Source organism: Paenibacillus sp. YIM B09110 (assembly GCF_037167145.1).
Classification (GTDB): domain Bacteria; phylum Bacillota; class Bacilli; order Paenibacillales; family Paenibacillaceae; genus Pristimantibacillus.
This window is the reverse complement of sequence record NZ_JBANSP010000005.1, coordinates 372,644-393,886: the sequence shown is the minus strand read 5'-3', so window position 1 is coordinate 393,886 and position 21,243 is coordinate 372,644. Positions and strand designations below refer to the sequence as shown.

The following is a 21,243-nucleotide window of genomic DNA, read 5'->3' as shown; positions in this document are numbered from 1 at the left end:
CATACAAAAAAGCATCTCCTCCTAGCCGTGATGGCAGGGGAGATGCTTTTTTTACTGTAAGCCTACAATTACTTCACAACGCCGCAAGCAATTCGTGCACCTGAATTGCCGGATGGATCGGTTACGTAGTCATCCGCTTTCTCATGGATGACAAGCGCTGCGCCGTCGGCCTTAATGATCGAATTCGGCTGTCCCTGCTTGAGGGTAACGACAGCCGTCTCCAGATCCGCCGTTACTTTGCCGTCAGCGCCGACTTCGATATTCGGCAGGTCGCCTCCGTGGAAGCCCTTCGGATTATTGAAGCCATGCTGCTTTTGCGTCGGGTTGAAATGGTCGCCCGCCGTCTTGAAGTCCGGAGCCTCGCATTTGCCGACCGCGTGAATGTGGATGCCATGCTTGCCCGGCGAAAGCTTCTCCGCTTCAAGGTGGATGAGCACCTTATCGTCTTTCTGAGTCAGCGTCGCTTTGCCGATCGCCTGATTGTCGGCATTGACGATCGTTATCGAAGCGCCGTGCGCCTCGTTGCCTTCATGTGCGGATGCGGCTCCGAACGCTTGCGTTTGAAGCAGGAGCAGCAGTGCCGCCGTAATCGCGAAAATTCTCATCGTAATCGTTCCCCTTCACATACGGATCATGATATGCCAGCCGTTTGGATAAGCAGAGCATCTCTAGTATGTGTATAAATATGGAAACTATTCACGGAGACATACTAATTCTTATTCAGTAGCGAGCTCCACGGCCAGAAGCGATTCCAGGTCGGCGGAATAGCCGCCAAGCGTATATACGACGTTGTTCAGCTTACCGCTGAAGCGGAACGGCGATGCATAGGTCGGGCTGACCGGTGTCGGGTTGTTCTCGCCGACGTGGAATTGCTCGTTCGAGAAGCCGAGATAGCCCGTATGGCCAACATGGCCTTCGCCGATTTTGGCGCCGTTCGCATACAGTGTCGCCACGCCTTCATTGTCTCCGGTCTTGGCGAAACGGAACGACACGGTAACGGCGCCGGCAGGCAGCTCCGAGTCCGAAGTAACGACATACTGGACACCGTAGGAATGATTGTAGAAGAACGTTAGCCGATTATGCTGCACATATAGCGAGTAACCTCCAAAGCGGCCGCCTTGGGCAACGATTACTCCCTCGTCCCGGGTGCTGGATCGATTCAGGCTGGCGTTGATTTCGAAAGGCTTATTGCGAATATCCGGCGCCTTGGCGAACGGCAATCCGAATGATGTTGGATAGAACGTGCGCGATACGACATCTTGCTTAGCCGGACGTGCGGACTCGATGCTTCTAACCTTCGCGATAATCGAACGGCCGTCAAGCGGCAGCACGCCGTTGCGGCCGGCTTCCGCCCACCATAGGTCGACAAGCTCGCGCAGTCTTTCCGGCTGCTCGGCAGCTAAATTGCGCGATTCGGTGAAATCCTCCGCGACATGGTACAGCTCCCATTCATCTTGGGCAAATGGCGTATTCGGCTTATGGATAGCGACAGCCTTCCAGCCGTCCTTCCAAATGCCGCGGTTGCCGATCATTTCGAAATATTGGGCAGGCTTGCGCGACGGGCCGTCCGCATCCTCGAACGTGTAAGCTAGACTGGTGCCGTGAATCGGCTGCTGGCTTACGCCTTTGTACGTATCCGGCGCTTCGATGCCAAGCAGTTCCAGCACGGTAGGCACGATGTCCGTCACGAAGTGGAATTGGCTGCGAACCGTGCCGCCTTTCTTGATGACGTTCGGATAATGGATGATGAGCGGGTCCTGCACGCCGCCGGCATGGACGAATGATTTGTACCATTTCAGCGGCGTGTTGCCTACTTGCGCCCAGCCTGCCGGGTAATGGTTGTTAGCGAGATGGGTGCCGATCTCGTCGATCCTCTGCAGCTTCTCCTCGAACGATTCCTTTAGTCCGAATCCTTCCGCCCAACTATGAACGGTTCCTTCGTCGCCGCCCATGGCGCATGCGCCGTTGTCGGAGAGCAGCACGAGCAGCGTATTGTCGAGCTGCTCGATTTCCTTCAAGAAATCGACAAGCCGGCCGATATGCTCATCCGTATGCTCGAGGAAGCCGGCGAACGCCTCTTGTTGACGCGCGAACAGCTTCTGTTCGTCGGCCGTTAGATCGGCCCATGCCTTCACGCCTGGATTGCGCGGCGGCAATACCGCATCCTGCGGAATAATGCCAAGAGACTTCTGACGCTCGAACCATTCCGTACGGGCAACGTCCCAGCCCTTGTCGTATTTGCCTTTGTACTTGTCGACATACGCCTTAGGCGCATGATGAGGGGCATGAGTCGCACCGTACGCGACGTAGGCGAAGAACGGTTTATCCGGAGCGGCCGACTTCTGATCCCGGATGTACTGAATCGCGCGATCGGTCAAATCCTCGGTCAAATGATAACCTTCTTCGACGGTCTTCGGCTGCTGGACGGGACGGTTATCCTCGACCAGATCCGGATTCCATTGGCTCGTAGCGCCTTCCAGGAAACCGTAGTAGCGCTCGAAGCCGCGTCCGAGCGGCCAATTGTCGAATGGTCCGGCGGCGGAATGCTCGGCTGCCGGAACGAGATGCCATTTGCCCACGGCGAACGTATTGTAGCCTTCTTCGACTAATATTTCGCTCAGAAGCGCCGTTTCTTTGCTTACTTTGCCGCGCGTGTTCGGGAAGCCGCTGTCGAAGCCGGATACGAAGGAGACGCCGGTCGCGTGCGGGTTCCGTCCGGTCAGCAGCGCCGCTCTCGTCGGGGAGCAGACGGCTGTCGTATGGAAGTTGTTGTATCGGAGGCCGCCATGAGCGAGCGCGTCGATGTGCGGCGTGGCAATGTCGGAGCCGTATGAGCCTAGATGGGCGAAGCCAAGATCGTCAAGCAAGATGACGACGATATTGGGAGCTCCCTCTTGCGGCTTCGCGGGCTGCGGCCAATGGGGGACGGAGTCTTCGACGGCTGCGCTGATGCGGCCTTGAAATTTTTCTTTTTTCCAGTTGGACATGATGGATTCCTCCTAAAGGATAATACGAGCCTAAGGTGTGCGGGATAGATTAGAATTGGCGAACGCGGGAGCCGCCCGTATTGACGATGCCGTAGCGGCCAAGAAGTTTCCGTCCGGTCAAGCCGAGCAAACGGTCGGTCAAGAAGCCCATCAGGCCAAGGATGATTAAGCCGACGAAGATCCAGTCGGTCTTGAAGTACAGGCGCGAATTCCAGATCAGGAAGCCGACGCCTTCGTTCGCCGCAACCATTTCGGCTCCGATAATAGCCATATAGGAAGTGCTCATCGCAAGGCGGACGCCCGTGAAGATATATGGAATAGTTGCCGGAATGACGACATGGAACATAATCTGCGTCTCCGATGCGCCCATGCTTCGGGCGGAGCGGATTTTATCCTCTTCAATTGCCATTACCCCGGTCAAGGTGTTAAGGATAACGGTAAATATCGTGCCGTACATGATTAGAATGATTTTGGACTGCTCGCCGATGCCGAACCAAAGCATGAACAGCGTAATGAACGCGAGCGGCGGTATGAATCGGATGAAATTCAAGATCGGCTCGGTAACGGCGCGGATGCCTCGAATTCGTCCCATCAGCAAGCCGATCGGAATCGCGATCAGACTGCCGAGCAGCCAGCCAACGAGCACGCGGTAGAAGCTGTAGGCGATATAAGTGAACAGCGAGCCGTCCTGTGAAAGCTCGACGGCCGCCTTCAGCGTACGATACGGCCCAGGTAAAAAATCAGGATTGGAGGCCATCGCCGCCAGCTGCCAAATAAGCAGCGCTCCGAGCCATGGCAGAATGCCCAGCTTCAGCAGTTGTTTGAATATTGTCATCGTCATGCAGCTCCTTGGGAAAGAACGTTATTCGTCAAAATGATTTTGTATCGTGCCGAGCAGCTCCAGCACCTTCGGGTCGGACAGATCTCTCGGGTATTCAAGCGGAATGTCGTGCAGGTCGGTAATCTGCGAGGAAGGACCGACGGACATGACGCCGACCCGCTGGCCGAGCAGAATCGCCTCCTGAATGTCGTGCGTGACGAAAATAACCGTCTTGTTCGTCTGCCTCCAGATGCGGATCAATTCCTTCTGCATCGTGCGCCGCGTCATCGCATCGAGAGCGCCGAACGGTTCATCCATGAGCAGGATCGCGGGATCATTCGCGAGCACCCTTGCGAGCTGCACGCGCTGCTTCATGCCGCCGGACAGCTCCTTCGGTAATTTGTCGGCATGGCCTCCGAGTCCGACGAGCTCGATATAGCGGCTCGAGATTTCATGGCGTTCAGCCTTCTTGAGCTTTTTCATTTTCAGGCCGAATTCGACGTTCTCGCGTACCGTCAGCCAAGGGAAAAGCGAGGCGTCGGCTTGCTGGAACACCATCGCCCGCTCGCTGCCCGGACGCTGGATTTCCTTGCCGCCCAGCGCGATCTTCCCTTCCGTCTTGCCGATAAAGCCGGCAATCAGATTAAGCAGCGTCGACTTGCCGCAGCCGCTCGGGCCGAGCAGAATGAAGAACTCGCCGCCCTTGATCGTCAGATTGATGTCTTTGATAATATAATGCGGCTCCTTGTTGGCGACGGGAGCATGGAACGATTTGCGCAGGTTTTCGATATGAATCGGTTCGGACTGTCTTAATGGCTGCACGTTGATCATCCTCTCACGGTTTGTAGGTAACGGAGTCAGGGAATGCTTGCTTAAGCGGCTCCAGAGACAGCTTTGTTTTTAGATCGAAATCCTGCTGCAGGATGCCTTTGTCTTTGATGAACTGCTTCATTTCCTCCAAATGGGCGAAATCCTCCTGCGTAAATCCGATCGTATAGGTGAGCTGCTCCAAATCTTTCAAGACGCCTTCCTTAGGCAGCTTCAGCTCCTTGAATGCGAGCTCGGCCGTTTCTTCTTTGTGGCCTTCAACGTAACCAATAGCTTCGGATACCGCTTTTAAAATGTTTTCGACCGCTTCCGGATGCTCCTCGATAAATTTCGTCTGCAGAACGAAGTAGGATGAGATATTGGCTTCGGCGGAAGACAAGTCACCGATCTTCTTAGCACCGTCGAGCGCAAGGAACTTGTCGATGAAGATGCTTGCCGCCCATACGGCGTCGATCTGTCCTTTCTGTACCCCGATAAGCGCTTCGTCCGGCGTGCTGTACGGAACGAACTTGATATCATCGGGATTGATGCCTTCTTTTTCTAGGAATTTGTACCAAATGTACTCGTATACCGTACCTTTGGCCACGCCGAGCTTCTTGCCGACTAAGTCCTTTGGCTCGTTAATGTCGTCGCCCTTGGCGATTAGAACGGTAGCTGCAGCTTGATTCTCGGTCTCGCGGGTCAACGTGCTTACGACCTTGAAGTCGCCTTTGCTGAGCGAGTTGAGGAGAGCGTAATCGGCGGCCGTTCCCGTGTCCGAGCGTTCTACGAGCATGGCGTTGATTGTATCGATGCCGTAAGCGAAGTTGGCTATTTCCGCGTCGATGCCGTATTTGTCGAAGAGGCCTTGCTCCTCGGCAACCCGGAATTGCAGCGAGCCGCCTGCCGCCGTGTCAAGCGCGAAGCGCACTTTGATTGGTTTGTCGTCTGCGGCACCACCGCTTGCAGAATTGGCATTATTGCCGCAAGCTGCCGCGACGAGTGTTACGGACGCCAGTAGGATAGCTGCAGCCGTTTGTTTCCATTTGAATCGGTTAAATGGTTTCATCATCAATCACTCCGTTTATTTGTTATATAAAAATTAGACATCCCGCACGCAGCGGAAGCCCATATGCCCAGTCGAGCTGTCAGGCGTATTAGACGTTCTCGCCGCGACCCTGTACCGGTTGCAATACGATTCGTGGCAGAGATAGGAACCGCCGCGAACCGCCTTCTGCTGATTGCTATTATCGAACCAATTCGAGCACCATTCCCAGACGTTTCCCGACATATTGTAGAGACCGTAACCGTTCGGCAAGTAGGAACGGGCAGGCGCGGTCGTTGCATACCCATCCTCGGCGGTATTGTTGACCGGGAATTGCCCCTGCCAAATGTTGCAGCGATGTTCGCCGCCCGGGGTAAGCTCGTCGCCCCATGGGTATCGTTTCTGCTCGAGTCCGCCGCGGGCGGCGTATTCCCATTCTTCTTCGGTGGGAAGACGCTTGCCGGCCCATTCGCAATAGGCAGTCGCGTCATTCCAAGAAAGATGAACGGCGGGATGGTCTTGCCTCGATTCGATATCCGAATCGGGACCCTCCGGATGGCGCCAATCGGCGCCGTCGACCTTCCACCACCAAGTCGCTCCAGGCACGGCCGCGTCTACCTTCGCTGCCGTTGTCTTCGATACGAATAGATGGAAGACGAACGACCAGCCGTATTGCTCTGCTTCCGTGATATAACCTGTCGCGTCCGTAAATGCCGCGAATTGTTCGTTAGTTACTGCCGTTGCATCGATGTAGAACGGTTTAACCGTTACTTCGCGGACAGGACCTTCGGCGTCGGCGGGAAAACCCTCCTTGCTGTCGGTACCCATTAGGAAGCTTCCCTCAGGGAGATAGATCATGGATTGCGATGGCTCGGGCATGATGGCGGGCGAGGCAGTCGGCGTGCCAGAGGAAGCGGAGAGCTTCTTAATCAGCGGAGCGGCGTTGTCCCGCTTGGCCCCGCAGCAGGATGGGCTGAGCTGCTTAATCTCCTTCACGCACGGCCGCCTCCTTGTAGATTTCATTGAAATGGGTCATCAGCACGTCGGAATAGCCGTGCAGTTGTTCGACGACCCTCCCGCAAAAATCGAGCATCAGAAGTTTCTCGTCCTCTGAAAAATGTTTGAACAAACGGCCTCTCGAATCCGATTTGCTGCCATGCAACTGTTCGATGAAGGCGATTCCGCGATCCGTCAGTTGCAGCATCATGACGCGTCGGTCGCTGTCGGGCCGAGTGCGGAAGACATATCCGCCGTCAACGAGCTTGTCGCAAAGCGCGGTCGTCGCTCCGGGCGAGAAGTCGAGCGCCTCAGACAGCGCGCCGGCCTTCTGCGGTCCTTCCGTGTACAGCTTCGATAGTACGATAAGCTGCGGCGGCGATATTTCGCCGTTGATGAGTACCTTATCGCGCTCGACAACGAATTTTCGGATCATTTTGCGGAATGTCTCGTCCAGTTCTATGTCCAACGGTAGCTTAGCGGTCATTGTCCCTCCTCCAGAAAAGCCCAACAAAAAAGGCTTCCGAACGCATCGGGTATAGGAAGCAGCGCTTTGTGCGCAAGCCAAGCCTCATACCGATATCTGTTCGGAAGCCATTGGTGGTCCAGTAGGCGTTCCTGTTTCCAAATTTATTTTGATGTAAAAATAAAATATCATAATAATTCCTACCTGTAAAGTGGGGAATTAGAAATTTGATTGCGTCCGTATTTCCATTTATAGTAATGGGAAAAGAAAAAACGGTTGAGGTGAAGGGAATGCCGATTGAAATCGGACTGGCCGGATGGGGCGATCAGGATCGGCTGTACAAGTCCGGAACGAGAGTCAATGAGAAGCTGGGCGTATATGCGAAGCATTTTTCGGTAGTCGAGGTGGATAGTACTTTCTACGCGATTCAGCCTAGGGAGCGGTTCGCCAAGTGGGTGGCCGATACGCCGGAGACGCTTCGCTTCGTGGTGAAGGCGTATCAGGGGATGACGGGGCATCTGCGCGGAGCGGGTGCGGCGGCAGCCGTCGCCAAGAACGGAGCGCTGCAGGACGGCATGTTCGGCGCGTTCCGTCATATGCTGGAGCCGGCGATTGAGGCTGGGCGGCTAAGGGCAGCGCTATTTCAGTATCCGCCGTGGTTCGATTGCACGCGCGAGAACGTACAGCTGCTTCGTGAGGCGAAGCGTCGGATGGAGGGCATTCCATGCGCGCTCGAGTTCCGCCATCAAAGCTGGTTCACGCCGGAGATGCGAGCGAAGACGATTGAATTCATGCAGAAGGAGCAGTGGATTCATAGCGTGTGCGATGAGCCGCAGGTGCATCCGGGCTCGGTGCCGACCGTCCTTGAGACGACGGATGAAGAAGTGACGATTGTGCGGATGCACGGGCGCAACGCGTCCGGCTGGAAGCAGAGCAGCGCGCCGAATTGGCGGGACGTAAGATATTTGTACTGCTATAACGAGGCCGAGCTTTCGGAGTGGGCGGAGCGACTTCTTCTTTTGGAGAAGGGCAGCCGTCACGTTAGCGTTATCTTCAACAACAATTCCGGCGGGGATGCCGCCGATAACGCCAAGCAGCTCATGGCGATGCTGGGCCAGCGCCGTCCCGACGGCGGCGATCCGCTCGAGCCGAAGGAGCGGGAGCAGCCAGCCGCGGAGCAGCTTGATTTGTTCGACCTAAATAATTCGTAATCCGGCAAATCGTGAAACATTGGACAAGCTTATCCAACATTGCGCTGCGGTTAAGGACTGAGGAGACCCTAATAGAGCGGAAGTGCGCGTAGTGGGCCGGATTGCGGACACAGAAGACTCTTACGGCTTGAGATTAGGCTGTAGAAGCCGAATTTCTCGTTATTAACGTAATTAAGGCATCTGGTGTCCGCAGCTTGCCTCAAGCCGCGATTAGGACACAGATAAGGGTATCTGTGTCCGTAAACTGAGGTCAGAGTCGTAACGGAAGGAGATGAGAATCATGGAAATGAGCACCGCAGTTGAACGTTCCATTCGGATAAGAAAGCTGTATCACGAATTAGAAAAGCAGCACCATGAAAAGGAATGGTCGGTAGAAGAGGACGCGTTAGCGTTCTTGACGGATGCCGGATTGGTCGGTCGTCTGACCATGTCTCAACAGGGGCGTTGGCCGGCAAAGGGGAAAACCGATTCCGATCTTGAGCATAAGCTGGGAGAGTGTATGTGGTGGCTCATGGTTTTGGCTGAAAGAATGAATTTGGATGCGGAAGCGATGTTAGAAAAGTTTTTAACCAAAACGGAAGAACAGTTAGCGAATAAGTAAAAATAGATCAGCGGCAGCTCGGGACTTATTTCGTCCTCACTGCCGCTTTTTTATTTGGCTACCTATCCGGGCCGGACTGAAGTCTGTAAGCGCGCGGGCTGGCGCCGTGGAAAGAGCCGAACTGACGAGTGAACGGATGGATAGATGTGTAACCGAGCTTGTCCGCGATGTCGGTTACGGAGAGGCTTGTCTCGATGAGCAGATGAGCGGCCCTCTTCATGAGCAGTCGATGCCGGTAGGCGCTTGGCGAGTAGCCTGTCTCACGCTGGAACAGTGAATGGAAATACGAGCGCTTCAACCCGCACATGGCCGACCATGCATCAACGGATGAGCGTTCTTCAGGATGCGCGTCCAGATGGGCGAGCAGCTTGACGATTCGGTAATCGCTCGGCTGACGGGTATGAACGGCGTTATACCAGCTCAGCATCCATGCGTACAGCAAGCTGTTCGCCAGTTCGGCGCGATAGTAACGCGTCTCTTCGAATAGCTTGGCAAGCGTGACGAATGAATCGTACAGCCATGGGAACGGCTGAAGCGAGAAGCGGCTTGGCAGCGTGGCAAGCTCGGGGCAATCCTCCTCGGTGGAGACGGTCTCGAACACGAACGGCTCGGGGGCATGAATGAAATGCCGGTTAAGCGAGACGGGACTCGCCCCATCCGTTGTCCACATATCGCAATACAAATTATAAGAAGAGAGCGGCTGTCCTGCTTTTACGTGGAAGGCATGGGGCTCGCCGGGACGCAAAAAAACAAGTGTTTTCCGCTCGATCGGGTACAGCTTGCCGTTCACTTCCATCTCGCCAGGGCCGTCCTCGAATAAATGAAAAGCATAGACGCTGCATACGCGCAGCTTCTCATTCCAGCTGCCGTCATACAGATAGCGCATGGAATCCCCGAGAAAAGGCTTCAATTCGTTCAATTTTTTCATCAAACGTCTCCTCATGATAGCGGATTATTCGTCAACTTATAGGATGTGCGGTCAAATACGTAATCGCTTTCTCAATGGTACAATAATGGCGAATTTTGCGATAGTGGCTGATTCATGGCAAAGGACGATCAATCAAATGGAAGAGGGGATATGAGCTATGAAATTACTATACAACGGACCGGCAACAGGGTGGTCGCAAGGGCTGCCGCTTGGCAATGGACAATTGGGAGCTGTTTTGCACGGCGGAATTGGCAGCGAAACGTGGAATATGACGGAGATCACGTTCTGGTCGGGCAAAAGCGAGCGTTTCGGCGGCACGCCGGACGCCAAAGAGAAGCTGTCGCAAATGAGGGATGCTTTCTTTCGCGGCGATTACGCCGAAGGAGACAAGCTGGCCAAGGAGACGCTGCAGCCGAAGAAAGGAAACTTCGGAACGAACCTGTCGCTGTGTGACGTCCTCATTACTTATGGGCATGAGGGTGAGGACGTGGTAAGAGAGTTGGACCTGGATACGGCTGTTGCTTCAGTAACCTATCGAGACCAGGAAGGTGCGTCAATACAACGCGAATATATCGCTTCCCATGCCGATGGCATCGTAGCTGCTCGCGTTACGGGTGAGCGGAAGGCAAGCGTATCCTTTTCTTTGCGATTGCAGGGACGGTCGGATACGTTCGCGGTGTGGAGCGGCGAAGACGGAGAGAGCATCGGCTTCCGCTCCCAGGCGACGGAAAATATTCATAGCGACGGAACATGCGGCGTATGGGCGCAAGGGTTGGTGAGTGTTGCCATCGAAGGCGGAAGGCTGCGCAGCGAAGACGGGCAATTGACGGTGGAGGAAGCCGATGCGGCAGTCATTTATTTTGCGGTTGCAACGGATTATGGACGCGATGACGATGAAGGCTGGCTCAAGGAGAGCGAGGAGAAGGTCGATGCCGCGATACATTTAGGCTTCGACAAGCTGAAGGAAAGACATATCGCCGACTATCAGGCGTTATACGGCCGCGTAAGCTTGGAGCTTGGCGGATCGAAAGAGGCTGCCGCGCTGCCTACAGATGAGCGGGTTCGCCGACTGCGGAACGGGCAGACGGACGATCAGGCGCTTATTGCGCTGTACCATCAATATGGACGTTACTTGACGATCGCGGGATCGCGCGAAGATTCGCGGCTGCCGCTTAATCTTCAAGGTATTTGGAACGACGGTGAGGCGAACCGGATGGCTTGGAGCTGCGACTATCATCTCGACGTGAATACGCAGATGAACTATTATCCGACTGAAATAAGCAATCTGGCCGAATGCCATGTTCCGTTGATGAATTATATCGAACGCCTGTCGGTGGCGGGACGGGCAGCGGCTGAAGACTTCTATGGCGCCGAGGGCTGGGTCGCGCATGTGTTCTCGAACGCATGGGGCTTCGCGTCCCCAGGTTGGGAAACGTCGTGGGGGCTTAACGTAACCGGCGGTCTATGGATCGCGATGCACATGAAGGAGCATTACGAGTACGGACAGGATCGTACGTTTCTCGCTCGGCAGGCTTATCCGGTCATGAAGCAGGCGGCTTTATTCTTCCTCGACTATATGACCGTGCATCCCGAGTATGGCTGGCTCGTTACCGGGCCTTCGAATTCGCCGGAGAACAGCTTCTACCCGGGCGCGCAGGAGAATGGAGCGCAGCAGTTGTCGATGGGCAGCACAATGGATCAAATGCTGGTGCATTACCTGTTCGTCTTCTGTCTGGAATCAGCAGAGCTCCTGCAAGTCGATACTGGGCTTCGCACGCAACTGAGGGAAGCAATCCGCCAGTTGCCGCCGCTTATGATCGGCAAGCGGGGACAGCTGCAGGAATGGCTGGAGGACTACGAGGAAGCGCAGCCGGAGCATCGCCATTTGTCCCATTTGTACGGCTTGTACCCGGGCAACCAGATCGATCCGCTGCAGACGCCGGAGCTTGCCGCCGCTACTCGCAACACGCTGATTGGGCGCATGCAGCAAGGAGAGCTGGAGGATATCGAGTTCACGGCGGCTTTGTTCGCGTCGGGCTTCTCGCGTCTGTATGACGGCGACCGCGCCGCGAGCCATGTCCGCCATCTGATCGGCGAGCTGTGCTTCGACAACCTACTCTCGTACTCGAAGGCGGGCGTGGCCGGGGCGGAGACGAACATCTTCGTTATCGACGGCAATTTCGGCGGCGCGGCAGCTATCGCCGATATGCTGCTGCAAAGCCATACGGGAGAGGTTCATCTGCTGCCGGCGCTTCCTCAAGATTGGGCTGGCGGCTCCTATCGCGGTCTACGCGCGAAGGGCGGTATAGAGGTGAATGCGGCTTGGGAGAACGGCAGGCTCACTGAGGCTACCCTTACGGCAAACCAAGCATGCGAGTTGAGCGTAAGATACGGCGGCCAAGTCGTTAAGCTGACGCTTGAAGCTGGAATAAGCCGCAGAGTGGATGGCGGACTTGAAGTCATTATGGATATAGCAGCAAAGATCGACTGAATGGATGGTGCGCTGAGTCTGGGGGCATAAGAGGTATTGCCCCCAAATACGGCGGTTTGAGTTATTGATCGTTAAATATTGGGATTGTTCGGGCCTGTCCGCTGTTTTACATTGGAAGTGCGATTGAAAGCGCTTTACCAATTAACGCGGCGAATAGGAGGAAATGATGAATGATTAAGAACGATAGGGTGCGTTTCACGCGAAGCTGGCTCGTACTGCTCGCGGTTGTATTGCTTATGCAGACAGTTTATCTGTCTCCGTGGAAGAGTGCCGATTCGAATGTTGAAGCTGCTGCTCCGATTGCCGAGGAAACGCAAGACTTGTCGGCAGCGCTGGCTACTGACGGTTACTCGTTCGAAGCAGAGGCGGAAGGCAATGTGCTGTCCGGGAGAGCGGAGCGCAAAACATGCGCGGAAGCTACCGGATGTTCGGGCGGCGGGGTCGTTGGAGGGCTATGGGACAGCTCGTCGGTAACGATGAACGGCATTACGGTGGAGGAAGCAGGCATCTATACGATGACGGTGCATTACATCTCGGGCGATCCGAGGTCGTTCGCCGTCAGCGTGAACGGCGGCGCAGGCGATCATTACGATCTACCGCGCACGGCGGATTGGGAGACGCTTGGGACGTATGCGATCGAGATTGAGCTTCAGGCGGGCAGCAATACGATTCGTTTCGATGACGAGGGCGGTTACTCGCCGGATATCGATCGAATCGTACTCAGCGAATCCGGTACGGGTGAGCCTGGAGGACCGGCCGCCGGCTATGAAGCGGAAGCTGCCGTGAACGTGCGGACGGGCAACGCCGCAGTATCCGGCTGTCAACCTGCTACCGGATGTTCGGGAGGCCTTAAGGTAGGCAATCTATGGGGCGGATCGACGCTGCAATTCCGAGATATAGCCGCAGAGGAAGCTGGCATCTATGCGCTCAGCGTCTCGTATGTATCCGGCGATCCTCGTCCGGTTTCCATCAAGGTGAACGAAGGACAGTCCGAGAACTATGCGCTGCCGAAGACCGCGGATTGGGACACGCTTGGCGTATTTACCGTCGAAGTGGAGCTGCAGGCCGGCATGAATACGATCACGTTCGATGACGACGGTGGCTGGTCGCCGGACATCGACAAGATCGAGCTCGCGAAGACGGGCGGATCGGGAGAGGATCCGGGACCGATCGACGATATAGGACTCATCGGTGCTGTTATCGGTTCGGCAAAGCACGGATCGATTAAAGTGAGCGCGCATGAGAAAGGAGCCGTATTCTCGACCAAGTCGTACAGCATTACGTACAATACGGAATCGGGCTTATCCGCTTATGCATGGGGAGGCAAGACGCTTGTTAAGGGCGCTTATGCAACCGCGCAGTTGAATGAACAACTGCTCGACAGCCGCAAGTACGGCGAGCATCGCTTCAAGCTTAGCGAGGTCGCGAAGATCAAGGATGGACACGGCAAAGGCGTTCGCATCACGGTAGAGAACCGCAGCGAAGGGCTGCCGACGATGAAGCAGACGTATCAGCTGTACGAGGATCAGCCTTATTTCCTCGTTTCGCAGCAGGTTGTCAGCGGTACGACGATAAGCGCTAGCGACATAGCGCCAATCGTTGTTAACGCGAAGGGCGGCGTGGACATCGGCAGCTATGGCGACAACCGCGTGCTCATCACGCCGTTCGACAACGATATGTGGTCCCGTTACCAAGCGCGGACGATCAATACGCCGTTGAATAACAACAATTACGTAAGCTCGGAGATGACGGCGATCTATGACAACGTCAGCCGCGGCGGTCTCGTTATCGGCTCGGTGACGCATGATACGTGGAAGACCGGCATTTACTGGAGCGGGTCGAATGATCGTTTAAACAAGCTGAAGGTATACGGCGGATTTACTTCGCAGACTTCTACTCACGACACGCTGCCCCATGGCCAAGTGTCTGGCAAGACGATAACGTCGCCGCAGATCGCGGTCGGCTATTACAGCGATTATCGCAGCGGTCTGACGAGCTACGGACAGGCGAATGCTGCTGTAGCGCCTCCGCTGGGGTTCGACCGCGGCGTTCCATCGGGCGTACCGGTTGGCTGGAACAGCTGGGGCGCGTATGAGAGCTCGCTGAGCTACGACAAGGTCGTCAGCGTTTCGAATTTCTTCAAGGCTAATTTGCAGAAGACGTTCTCCAACAAAGGGACGGTCTACATCAATATGGATTCGTATTGGGACAATCTGACCGAGCAGCAGCTTCGCGACGCGGTGAAGGTCATCCGCAAGAACGGTCAGAAGGCCGGCATCTATTATGGACCGTTCGTCTATTGGGGCGATAATATGGCGCAGCCGGTCGAAGGAACGGACGGCAAGTATACGTATGGCGACATCATCCTCCGGGATGCGAACGGCAATCCGCTGCCGAAGGTTGACGGCGCATATGCCATCGATCCGACGCATCCGGGCTCGAAGCTGCGCGTCGAATATATTTTCAAAAAGTTCATCGACTACGGCTTCGAATATATTAAGATCGACTTCCTGAGCCATGGATCGTTCGAAGGGCAGCACTACGATCCGAAGGTGCAGACCGGTATTCAAGCGTACAATCAAGGCATGGCGCACATCAACAAAGTGCTCGGAGGCCGCATGTTCATCAGCGCGTCGATCGCGCCTCTGTTCCCAAGCCAATACGCTCATGCGAGACGCATCTCCTGCGATATCGACGGATCGCTTGGACGCACGGAATATCAGTTGAACAACCTGACGTACGGCTGGTGGCAAAATGATACGATCTACCGCTACACCGATCCGGATTATATGACGCTTGTAAAAGGCGGTTCGTATAACGCCGCGCAGACGAGAGTGAACGCCGCCGCGATCTCGGGAACGATCTTCATGAGCTCAGACGACGTTAATGATCCGAATGCGCAGCAGCTTATGAAGTCGCTGCTTACGAACAAGCGCGTGAACGACATTGCGACGATAGGCAAGGCATTCCAGCCGGTCGAAGGCAATACGGGCTCGGCAGCAGCCGACGTATTCGTCATGAAGGATAAGGACGAATCCTATATCGCAATCTTCAACTACACGAACGAAGCGGCAGTGAAGTCCATTGATCTGACGCGCGCGCTCGGCGTCAAGTTGGCGGCGAAGCTGCAGCTGACGGATGCGTGGACAGGCGCGAAGCTGGAAGCGAAGGGAACACTTGAAGTCAGCTTAGAAGGCGCGCAATCGAAGTTGTACAAAGTATCGAGATGAGATCCTTCGCTAGAATGGGTCAACCAGTTTTTACTGGTTGGCCTGTTTTAGTATGCGAACCCTGGTTACGGACTTAGGTGACGCTAATAGGCACAAAATGCTTTGGTTACAGATTTAACGGACCGAGGAGACCTTTACTGCGCCATACTAGTCTTCGAAGTGCCAAAAAACATACTTATAAGACTCTGGAGTCCGTAACGGAACAAACAAGAGGTATATTTCACTTATAAGGTCCATACAGTCCGTAAGATCGTTCAAATCCAATGGTTGAATAAGCTGGATTAAGTCTGATGCTAAGCAAAGGGGAGTGTAAGATAGAGTGTTCGAAAGCGAAGGATCGGCATAAGCTACATAAATGTTAAAAAGGAGGCGAATTTACCCTATGAGATATACAGTAAGGTATATACCTCTCAACCGAATAAAAGAAGGCGGCATCTCGTCTAAGCTTTCCAGGCGGATCAAGGAATTGCGTAAAACAGCCCAGGATTGCATGCACATGCTCATTGTTCGCAAAAGCAAATCAGAAGGCGGGTATATTGTAGTAAGCGGGCACAGTAACTTGGATTACCTCAAAAAGCATACGAAAAAAATAAATGCAGCATGTCTGGTTGATGAAAGCAAGGTATCCTCAAGGCTATTTCCGTTTATGGAACACTTCCGGAAGCAAAAGCTGATTGATCAAGTTCCCCCTATTAAACCCGAACGGTTCGTCGGAAGCAGCTGGTTGATTATAAAAAGATTCCTCAAACAAGATCCTCGCTTCAAAAACTTATCCCGGTCGCAGCAAATCAAAGTTCTCCGATTGGGACTCCAATATAAAAAAACGACAATATCCTCAATGAGAGCCAAAGTCGACGAGTTGCTAAAATAATGTTGGGACTGACAAGGAACCGCTATGGGCGGTTCCTTTGTCATATTGCATAGAGATACTGCGATAGTTAGCTGTAAACCATATTTTTTAAATCCGGTTTTTATACGCCCTCATTGCGAAGAAATAGGCTACGAGCAATATGCCGACGCACCATGCAAGAGCGATCCAAATATCATTGCCTACCGGCTGATCAGACAGCAGCGCACGGATGGCTTCCACGATCGAAGTTACCGGCTGGTTCTCGGCAAAGGCGCGAACGACTGACGGCATTGAATCGGTCGGCACGAACGCCGAGCTGATGAATGGCAGGAAGATGATCGGATAGGAAAAGGCGCTTGCGCCCTCCACCGAACTTGCGGTCAGTCCGGCAATTGCTGCGACCCAAGTTAATGCCAGCGTAAACAGCATGAGGATGCCGGCCACTGCAAGCCACGGCAATATCCCCGCCGGGGAACGAAAGCCCATAATCAACGCTACGAGGATGATGACGACAACCGAGATGGCGTTGGATACCAGTGAGGTCAGCACATGCCCCCACAGTAAGGTGGAACGTGAAATCGGCATGGTGTGAAACCGCTCGAATATGCCTCGTTGCTTATCCAAAAATAGTCGGTAAGCCGTATAGGATATACCGCTAGCAATCGCAATCAGCAGGATACCGGGCAACAGGTAGTTCACATAGTTATCCGTACCGGTTTGGATTGCGCCGCCGAACACATAGACGAACAGCAGCATCATTGCAATCGGAGTAATGCAGACCGTGACGATGGTGTCCATACTGCGGGTAATATGGCGCATAGAACGTCCAAGCATAACGCCCATATCACTGAAAAAATGTTTCTCTATCCGCTCCATTTACTTTCCCTCCTTGTTGCCGATGATCGCGAGGAATATTTCCTCTAAGGTCGGCTGTTTCTCGACATACTCCACCTTTGCGGACGGGAACAACTTTTTAAGATCCGAGAGCGTGCCGTTGGCGATGATTCTGCCCTCGTGCAGAATGGCGATTCGGTCGGCAAGCTGCTCGGCTTCCTCCAAATACTGCGTCGTTAGAAGGACCGTCGTGCCGCCGTCGGCGAGCTCCTTGACTACCTTCCAAACCTCTATGCGCGCCTCTGGGTCAAGCCCGGTGGTCGGCTCGTCGAGGAAAATGATCTGCGGTTTGCCCACAAGGCTCAACGCGATGTCGAGCCTGCGGCGCATGCCGCCCGAATAAGTGGAAGCCCTGCGGTCGGCGGCTTCCGTCAAGCCGAAGCGTTGAAGCAAGTCGTCCGCAACTTGACGCGGATTGCCCAGGTGTCGCAGCTTGGCAATCATGATCAGATTTTCCCGACCGGTCAGTATCTCGTCTACGGCGGCGAATTGTCCGGTCAGACTGATCGCCTGCTTCACATGGTCGGGCTTTGACGCAACATCGAATCCGCCCACGGTGGCGGTGCCGCCGTCTTGTTTGAGCAGCGTGGTGAGGATTTTGACAACGGTTGTCTTGCCAGCCCCATTGGAGCCGAGCAGGGCGAAGATGCTGCCCTTTTCCACCTCGAAATCTACGCCCTTTAGCACTTGAAGCTGCTTGTAGGACTTTTGCAGTCCCTTCACTTGAATCGACTTCGTTTGCATAGGATCTCCTCCTTATTTAATAATGGTAACCTTCGATAAATCGGCTCCCATGCCTTTAAGCCCGGCGTAGGTCAGTTTATCCATCAATGCGCCGTCAAAGCAGATCGTTTTGATAGTACGGTAATACTTATTGGTCAACGAAAAATACGCTTGAAAAGATACATTCTTGAGTGTAGCGCCCCTAAACGAGACGTCGTTTACTGCCGACTTGTCAAATTTAACGCCGGTAAAGGTCTGACCGTCAAAACGGAGCCCGCTAAGATCGGATTTTTCGAAGTCCACGCCGTCAAAGGAACAACCTTCAAAGATCGTTTTTCTAAGGTCGATCATGCTTAGCGTGACGTCGGTCAGTTTGACGCCAGTGAATGTTGTTCCGTCCATTCCCGACTTATTGAAGTTGGTGCGTACAAGGATCGATTTATTGAAGCTTGCATTCGCAAGGTCAACGACGGATAGGCTGCAGTCCGTCAGATTCGCGCCGTCAAAATTGGCTTCGCGTACGTCGCTGGCCTTGAACGAGCTGCCGGTTAAGTCTGCGCCCGCGAAGTAGGAACCGCGTAAGGCGCTAGCGTTAAATTGTCCTTTATGGGCCGTAACGCCGGCAAAATCGCTCTCTGACAGATCGCTCGCGTTAAAGTTCGTCACGAGCTGCCGCTCCAGCGAGCGGGAGAGGTTAGCGACCTCCAGCACCGTTTGCTCAATGTCGCCTATGCTGTCAACGGTCATCTCAAAAGCCGTTTCATCGTCCTTGCCCTCGGCTTTGAGATCACGGTAACGCTCCTGTAAATCGGAGTGCAGGTCGGCCTTTAATTCGGTGACGCTTTTGACCCCATCGTATGGTGCGAAAACGCCGTTCAAGTAGCTAGTCAATTTCTCATTCATAACAATTCAATCCCCCTATAGTAAGTTTTCGAGCACTCGCTTTGCGTACTCCCAATTGCTTTTGTTGCGGACGTAAGCATCTTTGCCTTTCCCGGTAATCCTAAAATATTTACGCCGGCCGCCCTGTGATTCATCGCCCCAATACCACTCGATATCACCGTCGGCTTCAAGCCGCCGGACGCTCGAGTACATGGTGGCTTCTTTTAATTCATACTCGCCTTCGGAACGTTCTGCAATCAGCTTTACAATCTCGTAGCCGTAGCGGTCAGCTTCGGATAAGAGTCGTAAAATCATCGTATCGGTATGCCCTCGCAGCAAGTCGGATGTTATTTTGTTCTCGCTCATGTAATCAACCTCCATGTCTGTATAATACGGCATACTACTATGACTGTCAAGGTAATGTTTTAAATAAAATACTTTGCTTGAAAAATGTTTGTTTTTGACCATGAAAAAGCTCCCCTTGCAGCAGCAGGTTCATTGATTTCACCTGTCTGCCCTAAGGGGAGCCTATGGGACTTGCACAACTTAACTTCTTAGCTTATTGCTCATCTGCCCGGAATGCGAATCATCACGGTCGTACCGATGCCGAGCCTGCTGTAGATCGAGACGCCGTAGGATTCGCCATACAGCAGCTTGATCCGGTTGTCGACGTTGCGAATGCCGTAGCCGGACAGCTTGTCGCCGCTTTGCGGCAGCTCGCTATCGCCTCTAAGGCGCATGCCCATGCCGTCGTCGATCACTTTAAGCACGATATCGCTGCCGTCGCGGCAGACGCGGATCGTAATGTTCACGCCAAGCTCATGATCCCATATCGCGTGATTGATGCAATTTTCGACGAAGGGCTGGAGGGTGAGCTTAATGATCGGACATGGCAGCACCGCTTCATCGATGTCGAAGTGAACGCGAAGCAGGTTGCCGAACCGCACTTGCTGGATCGAAATATAATAACGGGTCAACTGCAGCTCTTCGTGAATGGATAACGTGTTCTTTCCCTTGTTCAATGAAATGCGGTAAAACTTCGCCAGATCGGTCACCATCTTGTTCATGCGCGGGTCCGTGTTGCGAATGGCGAGAGACGAGATCGACGCGAGCGAGTTGTACAGAAAATGCGGATTAATCTGCGCTTGCAGCACGTTTAGCTCCGCTTCCCGCTTGTCGATCTCCTTCTTGTAGACGTCGGAGATGAGCGAGCTTAGCCTTTGGCCCATCTTGCGCAGCGCATTGCCGATCTGGCCGATCTCGTCGCGGCCGAGCGGCCGGATGTCGGCGAGCTCGAATTCTTCCTTCTCGATGCGCCTCATCATGCCGACGAGCGTCTCTACCCGTTTCGTGAACAGCCGTGCCGTAAAATAAATCAGCACCGCCATAACGGCGAGACTGGCGATCGCGTAGATGAAGATTCGCTTGGCGGCCAAGTTTGCTTTGGACAGGAAGCTGCTGTAAGGGATGAGCGATACGCTTTTCCACCCGTATTTGGTCGTGTTATAGACGACGAGCACATTCTGGCCGTTATACGTACTGTCGAATCTCCCTCCGCTACCTTCCGGGAAGGAGTCCGGCAGTGCGAGCGGCTGGTTCAGCAGGCTCTTGTCCTTGGCGGACATGATGATGTCTTGCTCGTTAATGATGAGGACCGTCTTGTCCGACGATTCCTTCTCCATAAGCCGGAAAATATCAGATTCCAATATATTAATCGTCAGTACGCCGTACGCGTTGTTCATACTGTTGATATTCAGCATGCGCGAGAGCGTGAATATAGGCGGCCTATCCGGCTCGGAGGGCGACGTCACGAAGCGAACGTTGCCGAAGCTGCCGCTGAGCGACTTATAGGCAAGCGATTCGCGAAACGGTTTGTCCATTTTTTTGATAAAAAGGTCGTCAGCAGGCAAGGTGTCATTATTAATATAGATGGTCATGGAATCAATATCGGGATTCGTCGTCAGCATATTAACGAACGAGTTATTGATGTATTTGTAAGCATCGACGAACAGGGACGGGTCCTTCGAATAGTCGTTCGTCAGATAGGCGCGCATATTGCTGTCCAAATAAAACGTGGCGGACAGCTTCGTATACGTGTCGAGCTTGTTCTCAAGGTTCGAATTAATCTGTGCCACGGTAGAGGCGCTATTCGTCACCATCTGATCGGACAGCTCGCCGCGAATCGTCGTATAGGAATACAGGACGAAGAACAACAGAGGCAGAATGCCGCCGAGCAGGAACATGACGAACAGCTTCTCGCGGAGCCGCCAGTTGTATAAAGGCTTTATTAGCCAGCCGGACAGTTTTCTCAT

The 21,243-nt window shown here is 54.0% G+C and carries 18 protein-coding genes; 5 read left to right on the top strand and 13 right to left on the bottom strand.

Annotated features, from left to right (window positions below):
* Nucleotides 1-68: 68 nt before the first annotated feature.
* The 7 genes from V8F51_RS10625 to V8F51_RS10595 form a co-directional block, all read right to left on the bottom strand.
* On the bottom strand, nucleotides 69-605 hold the full coding sequence (locus tag V8F51_RS10625; protein ID WP_337100179.1) for a superoxide dismutase family protein: 537 nt from the start codon (nucleotides 603-605) through the stop codon (nucleotides 69-71).
* A gap of 111 nt (nucleotides 606-716) precedes the next feature.
* Nucleotides 717-2,987, bottom strand: coding sequence for an arylsulfatase (locus V8F51_RS10620; RefSeq protein WP_337100178.1), 2,271 nt, complete (start codon nucleotides 2,985-2,987; stop codon nucleotides 717-719).
* Between the two features lie 49 nt (nucleotides 2,988-3,036).
* On the bottom strand, nucleotides 3,037-3,822 hold the full coding sequence (locus tag V8F51_RS10615) for an ABC transporter permease (RefSeq protein WP_337100177.1): 786 nt from the start codon (nucleotides 3,820-3,822) through the stop codon (nucleotides 3,037-3,039).
* Between the two features lie 27 nt (nucleotides 3,823-3,849).
* On the bottom strand, nucleotides 3,850-4,638 hold the full coding sequence (locus tag V8F51_RS10610; protein WP_337100176.1) for an ABC transporter ATP-binding protein: 789 nt from the start codon (nucleotides 4,636-4,638) through the stop codon (nucleotides 3,850-3,852).
* A 4-nt stretch (nucleotides 4,639-4,642) separates the two neighbouring features.
* Nucleotides 4,643-5,683 (bottom strand): ABC transporter substrate-binding protein, encoded by a 1,041-nt coding sequence (locus V8F51_RS10605; protein WP_337100175.1) that lies wholly within the window; start codon nucleotides 5,681-5,683, stop codon nucleotides 4,643-4,645.
* Between the two features lie 33 nt (nucleotides 5,684-5,716).
* On the bottom strand, nucleotides 5,717-6,655 hold the full coding sequence (locus V8F51_RS10600) for a formylglycine-generating enzyme family protein (protein WP_337100174.1): 939 nt from the start codon (nucleotides 6,653-6,655) through the stop codon (nucleotides 5,717-5,719).
* Entirely contained in the window at nucleotides 6,642-7,142 is a 501-nt protein-coding gene (locus tag V8F51_RS10595) for a MarR family winged helix-turn-helix transcriptional regulator (RefSeq protein ID WP_337100173.1), read from the bottom strand. Before V8F51_RS10595 ends, V8F51_RS10600 begins: the two co-directional genes overlap by 14 nt.
* A gap of 236 nt (nucleotides 7,143-7,378) precedes the next feature.
* On the opposite strand from V8F51_RS10595, the gene V8F51_RS10590 reads away from it, so the two are divergent.
* Together V8F51_RS10590 and V8F51_RS10585 are read left to right on the top strand one after the other, a co-directional pair.
* Nucleotides 7,379-8,332: a DUF72 domain-containing protein gene (locus V8F51_RS10590; protein WP_337100172.1), complete on the top strand. Its 954-nt coding sequence runs from the start codon at nucleotides 7,379-7,381 to the stop codon at nucleotides 8,330-8,332.
* Between the two features lie 280 nt (nucleotides 8,333-8,612).
* Nucleotides 8,613-8,933, top strand: coding sequence for a MazG-like protein (locus V8F51_RS10585; protein ID WP_337100171.1), 321 nt, complete (start codon nucleotides 8,613-8,615; stop codon nucleotides 8,931-8,933).
* Between the two features lie 58 nt (nucleotides 8,934-8,991).
* Here V8F51_RS10585 and V8F51_RS10580 read toward each other — a convergent pair whose 3' ends face one another.
* Nucleotides 8,992-9,861: an AraC family transcriptional regulator gene (locus V8F51_RS10580; protein WP_337100170.1), complete on the bottom strand. Its 870-nt coding sequence runs from the start codon at nucleotides 9,859-9,861 to the stop codon at nucleotides 8,992-8,994.
* 157 nt (nucleotides 9,862-10,018) lie between these two features.
* Here V8F51_RS10580 and V8F51_RS10575 point away from each other — a divergent pair, with 157 nt between their 5' ends.
* From V8F51_RS10575 to V8F51_RS10565, 3 genes are all read left to right on the top strand, one after another.
* Nucleotides 10,019-12,352 carry a glycoside hydrolase family 95 protein gene (locus tag V8F51_RS10575; RefSeq protein WP_337100169.1) on the top strand — a complete coding sequence of 778 codons (2,334 nt, stop codon included), beginning with the start codon at nucleotides 10,019-10,021 and terminating at the stop codon, nucleotides 12,350-12,352.
* Nucleotides 12,353-12,522: 170 nt separating this feature from the next.
* Nucleotides 12,523-15,582, top strand: a complete 3,060-nt coding sequence (locus tag V8F51_RS10570; protein WP_337100168.1) for a CBM35 domain-containing protein — start codon at nucleotides 12,523-12,525, stop codon at nucleotides 15,580-15,582.
* Nucleotides 15,583-15,964: 382 nt separating this feature from the next.
* A complete protein-coding gene (locus V8F51_RS10565; RefSeq protein WP_337100167.1) occupies nucleotides 15,965-16,453 on the top strand; it encodes a hypothetical protein in 489 nt (162 codons plus the stop codon).
* A gap of 87 nt (nucleotides 16,454-16,540) precedes the next feature.
* Here the strand turns inward: V8F51_RS10565 and V8F51_RS10560 are convergent, their stop codons facing one another.
* The 5 genes from V8F51_RS10560 to V8F51_RS10540 all read right to left on the bottom strand — a co-directional run bounded on the left by V8F51_RS10560 (nucleotide 16,541) and on the right by V8F51_RS10540 (nucleotide 21,243).
* Nucleotides 16,541-17,308: an ABC transporter permease gene (locus V8F51_RS10560; protein ID WP_337100166.1), complete on the bottom strand. Its 768-nt coding sequence runs from the start codon at nucleotides 17,306-17,308 to the stop codon at nucleotides 16,541-16,543.
* Nucleotides 17,309-18,070, bottom strand: a complete 762-nt coding sequence (locus V8F51_RS10555) for an ABC transporter ATP-binding protein (RefSeq protein WP_337100165.1) — start codon at nucleotides 18,068-18,070, stop codon at nucleotides 17,309-17,311.
* 12 nt (nucleotides 18,071-18,082) lie between these two features.
* The gene (locus V8F51_RS10550; protein ID WP_337100164.1) at nucleotides 18,083-18,952 is read right to left on the bottom strand and encodes a pentapeptide repeat-containing protein; all 870 of its coding nucleotides are present in this window, start codon (nucleotides 18,950-18,952) and stop codon (nucleotides 18,083-18,085) included.
* A 15-nt stretch (nucleotides 18,953-18,967) separates the two neighbouring features.
* Nucleotides 18,968-19,297 carry a PadR family transcriptional regulator gene (locus V8F51_RS10545; RefSeq protein WP_337100163.1) on the bottom strand — a complete coding sequence of 110 codons (330 nt, stop codon included), beginning with the start codon at nucleotides 19,295-19,297 and terminating at the stop codon, nucleotides 18,968-18,970.
* A gap of 200 nt (nucleotides 19,298-19,497) precedes the next feature.
* Nucleotides 19,498-21,243: a sensor histidine kinase gene (locus V8F51_RS10540; RefSeq protein WP_337100162.1), complete on the bottom strand. Its 1,746-nt coding sequence runs from the start codon at nucleotides 21,241-21,243 to the stop codon at nucleotides 19,498-19,500.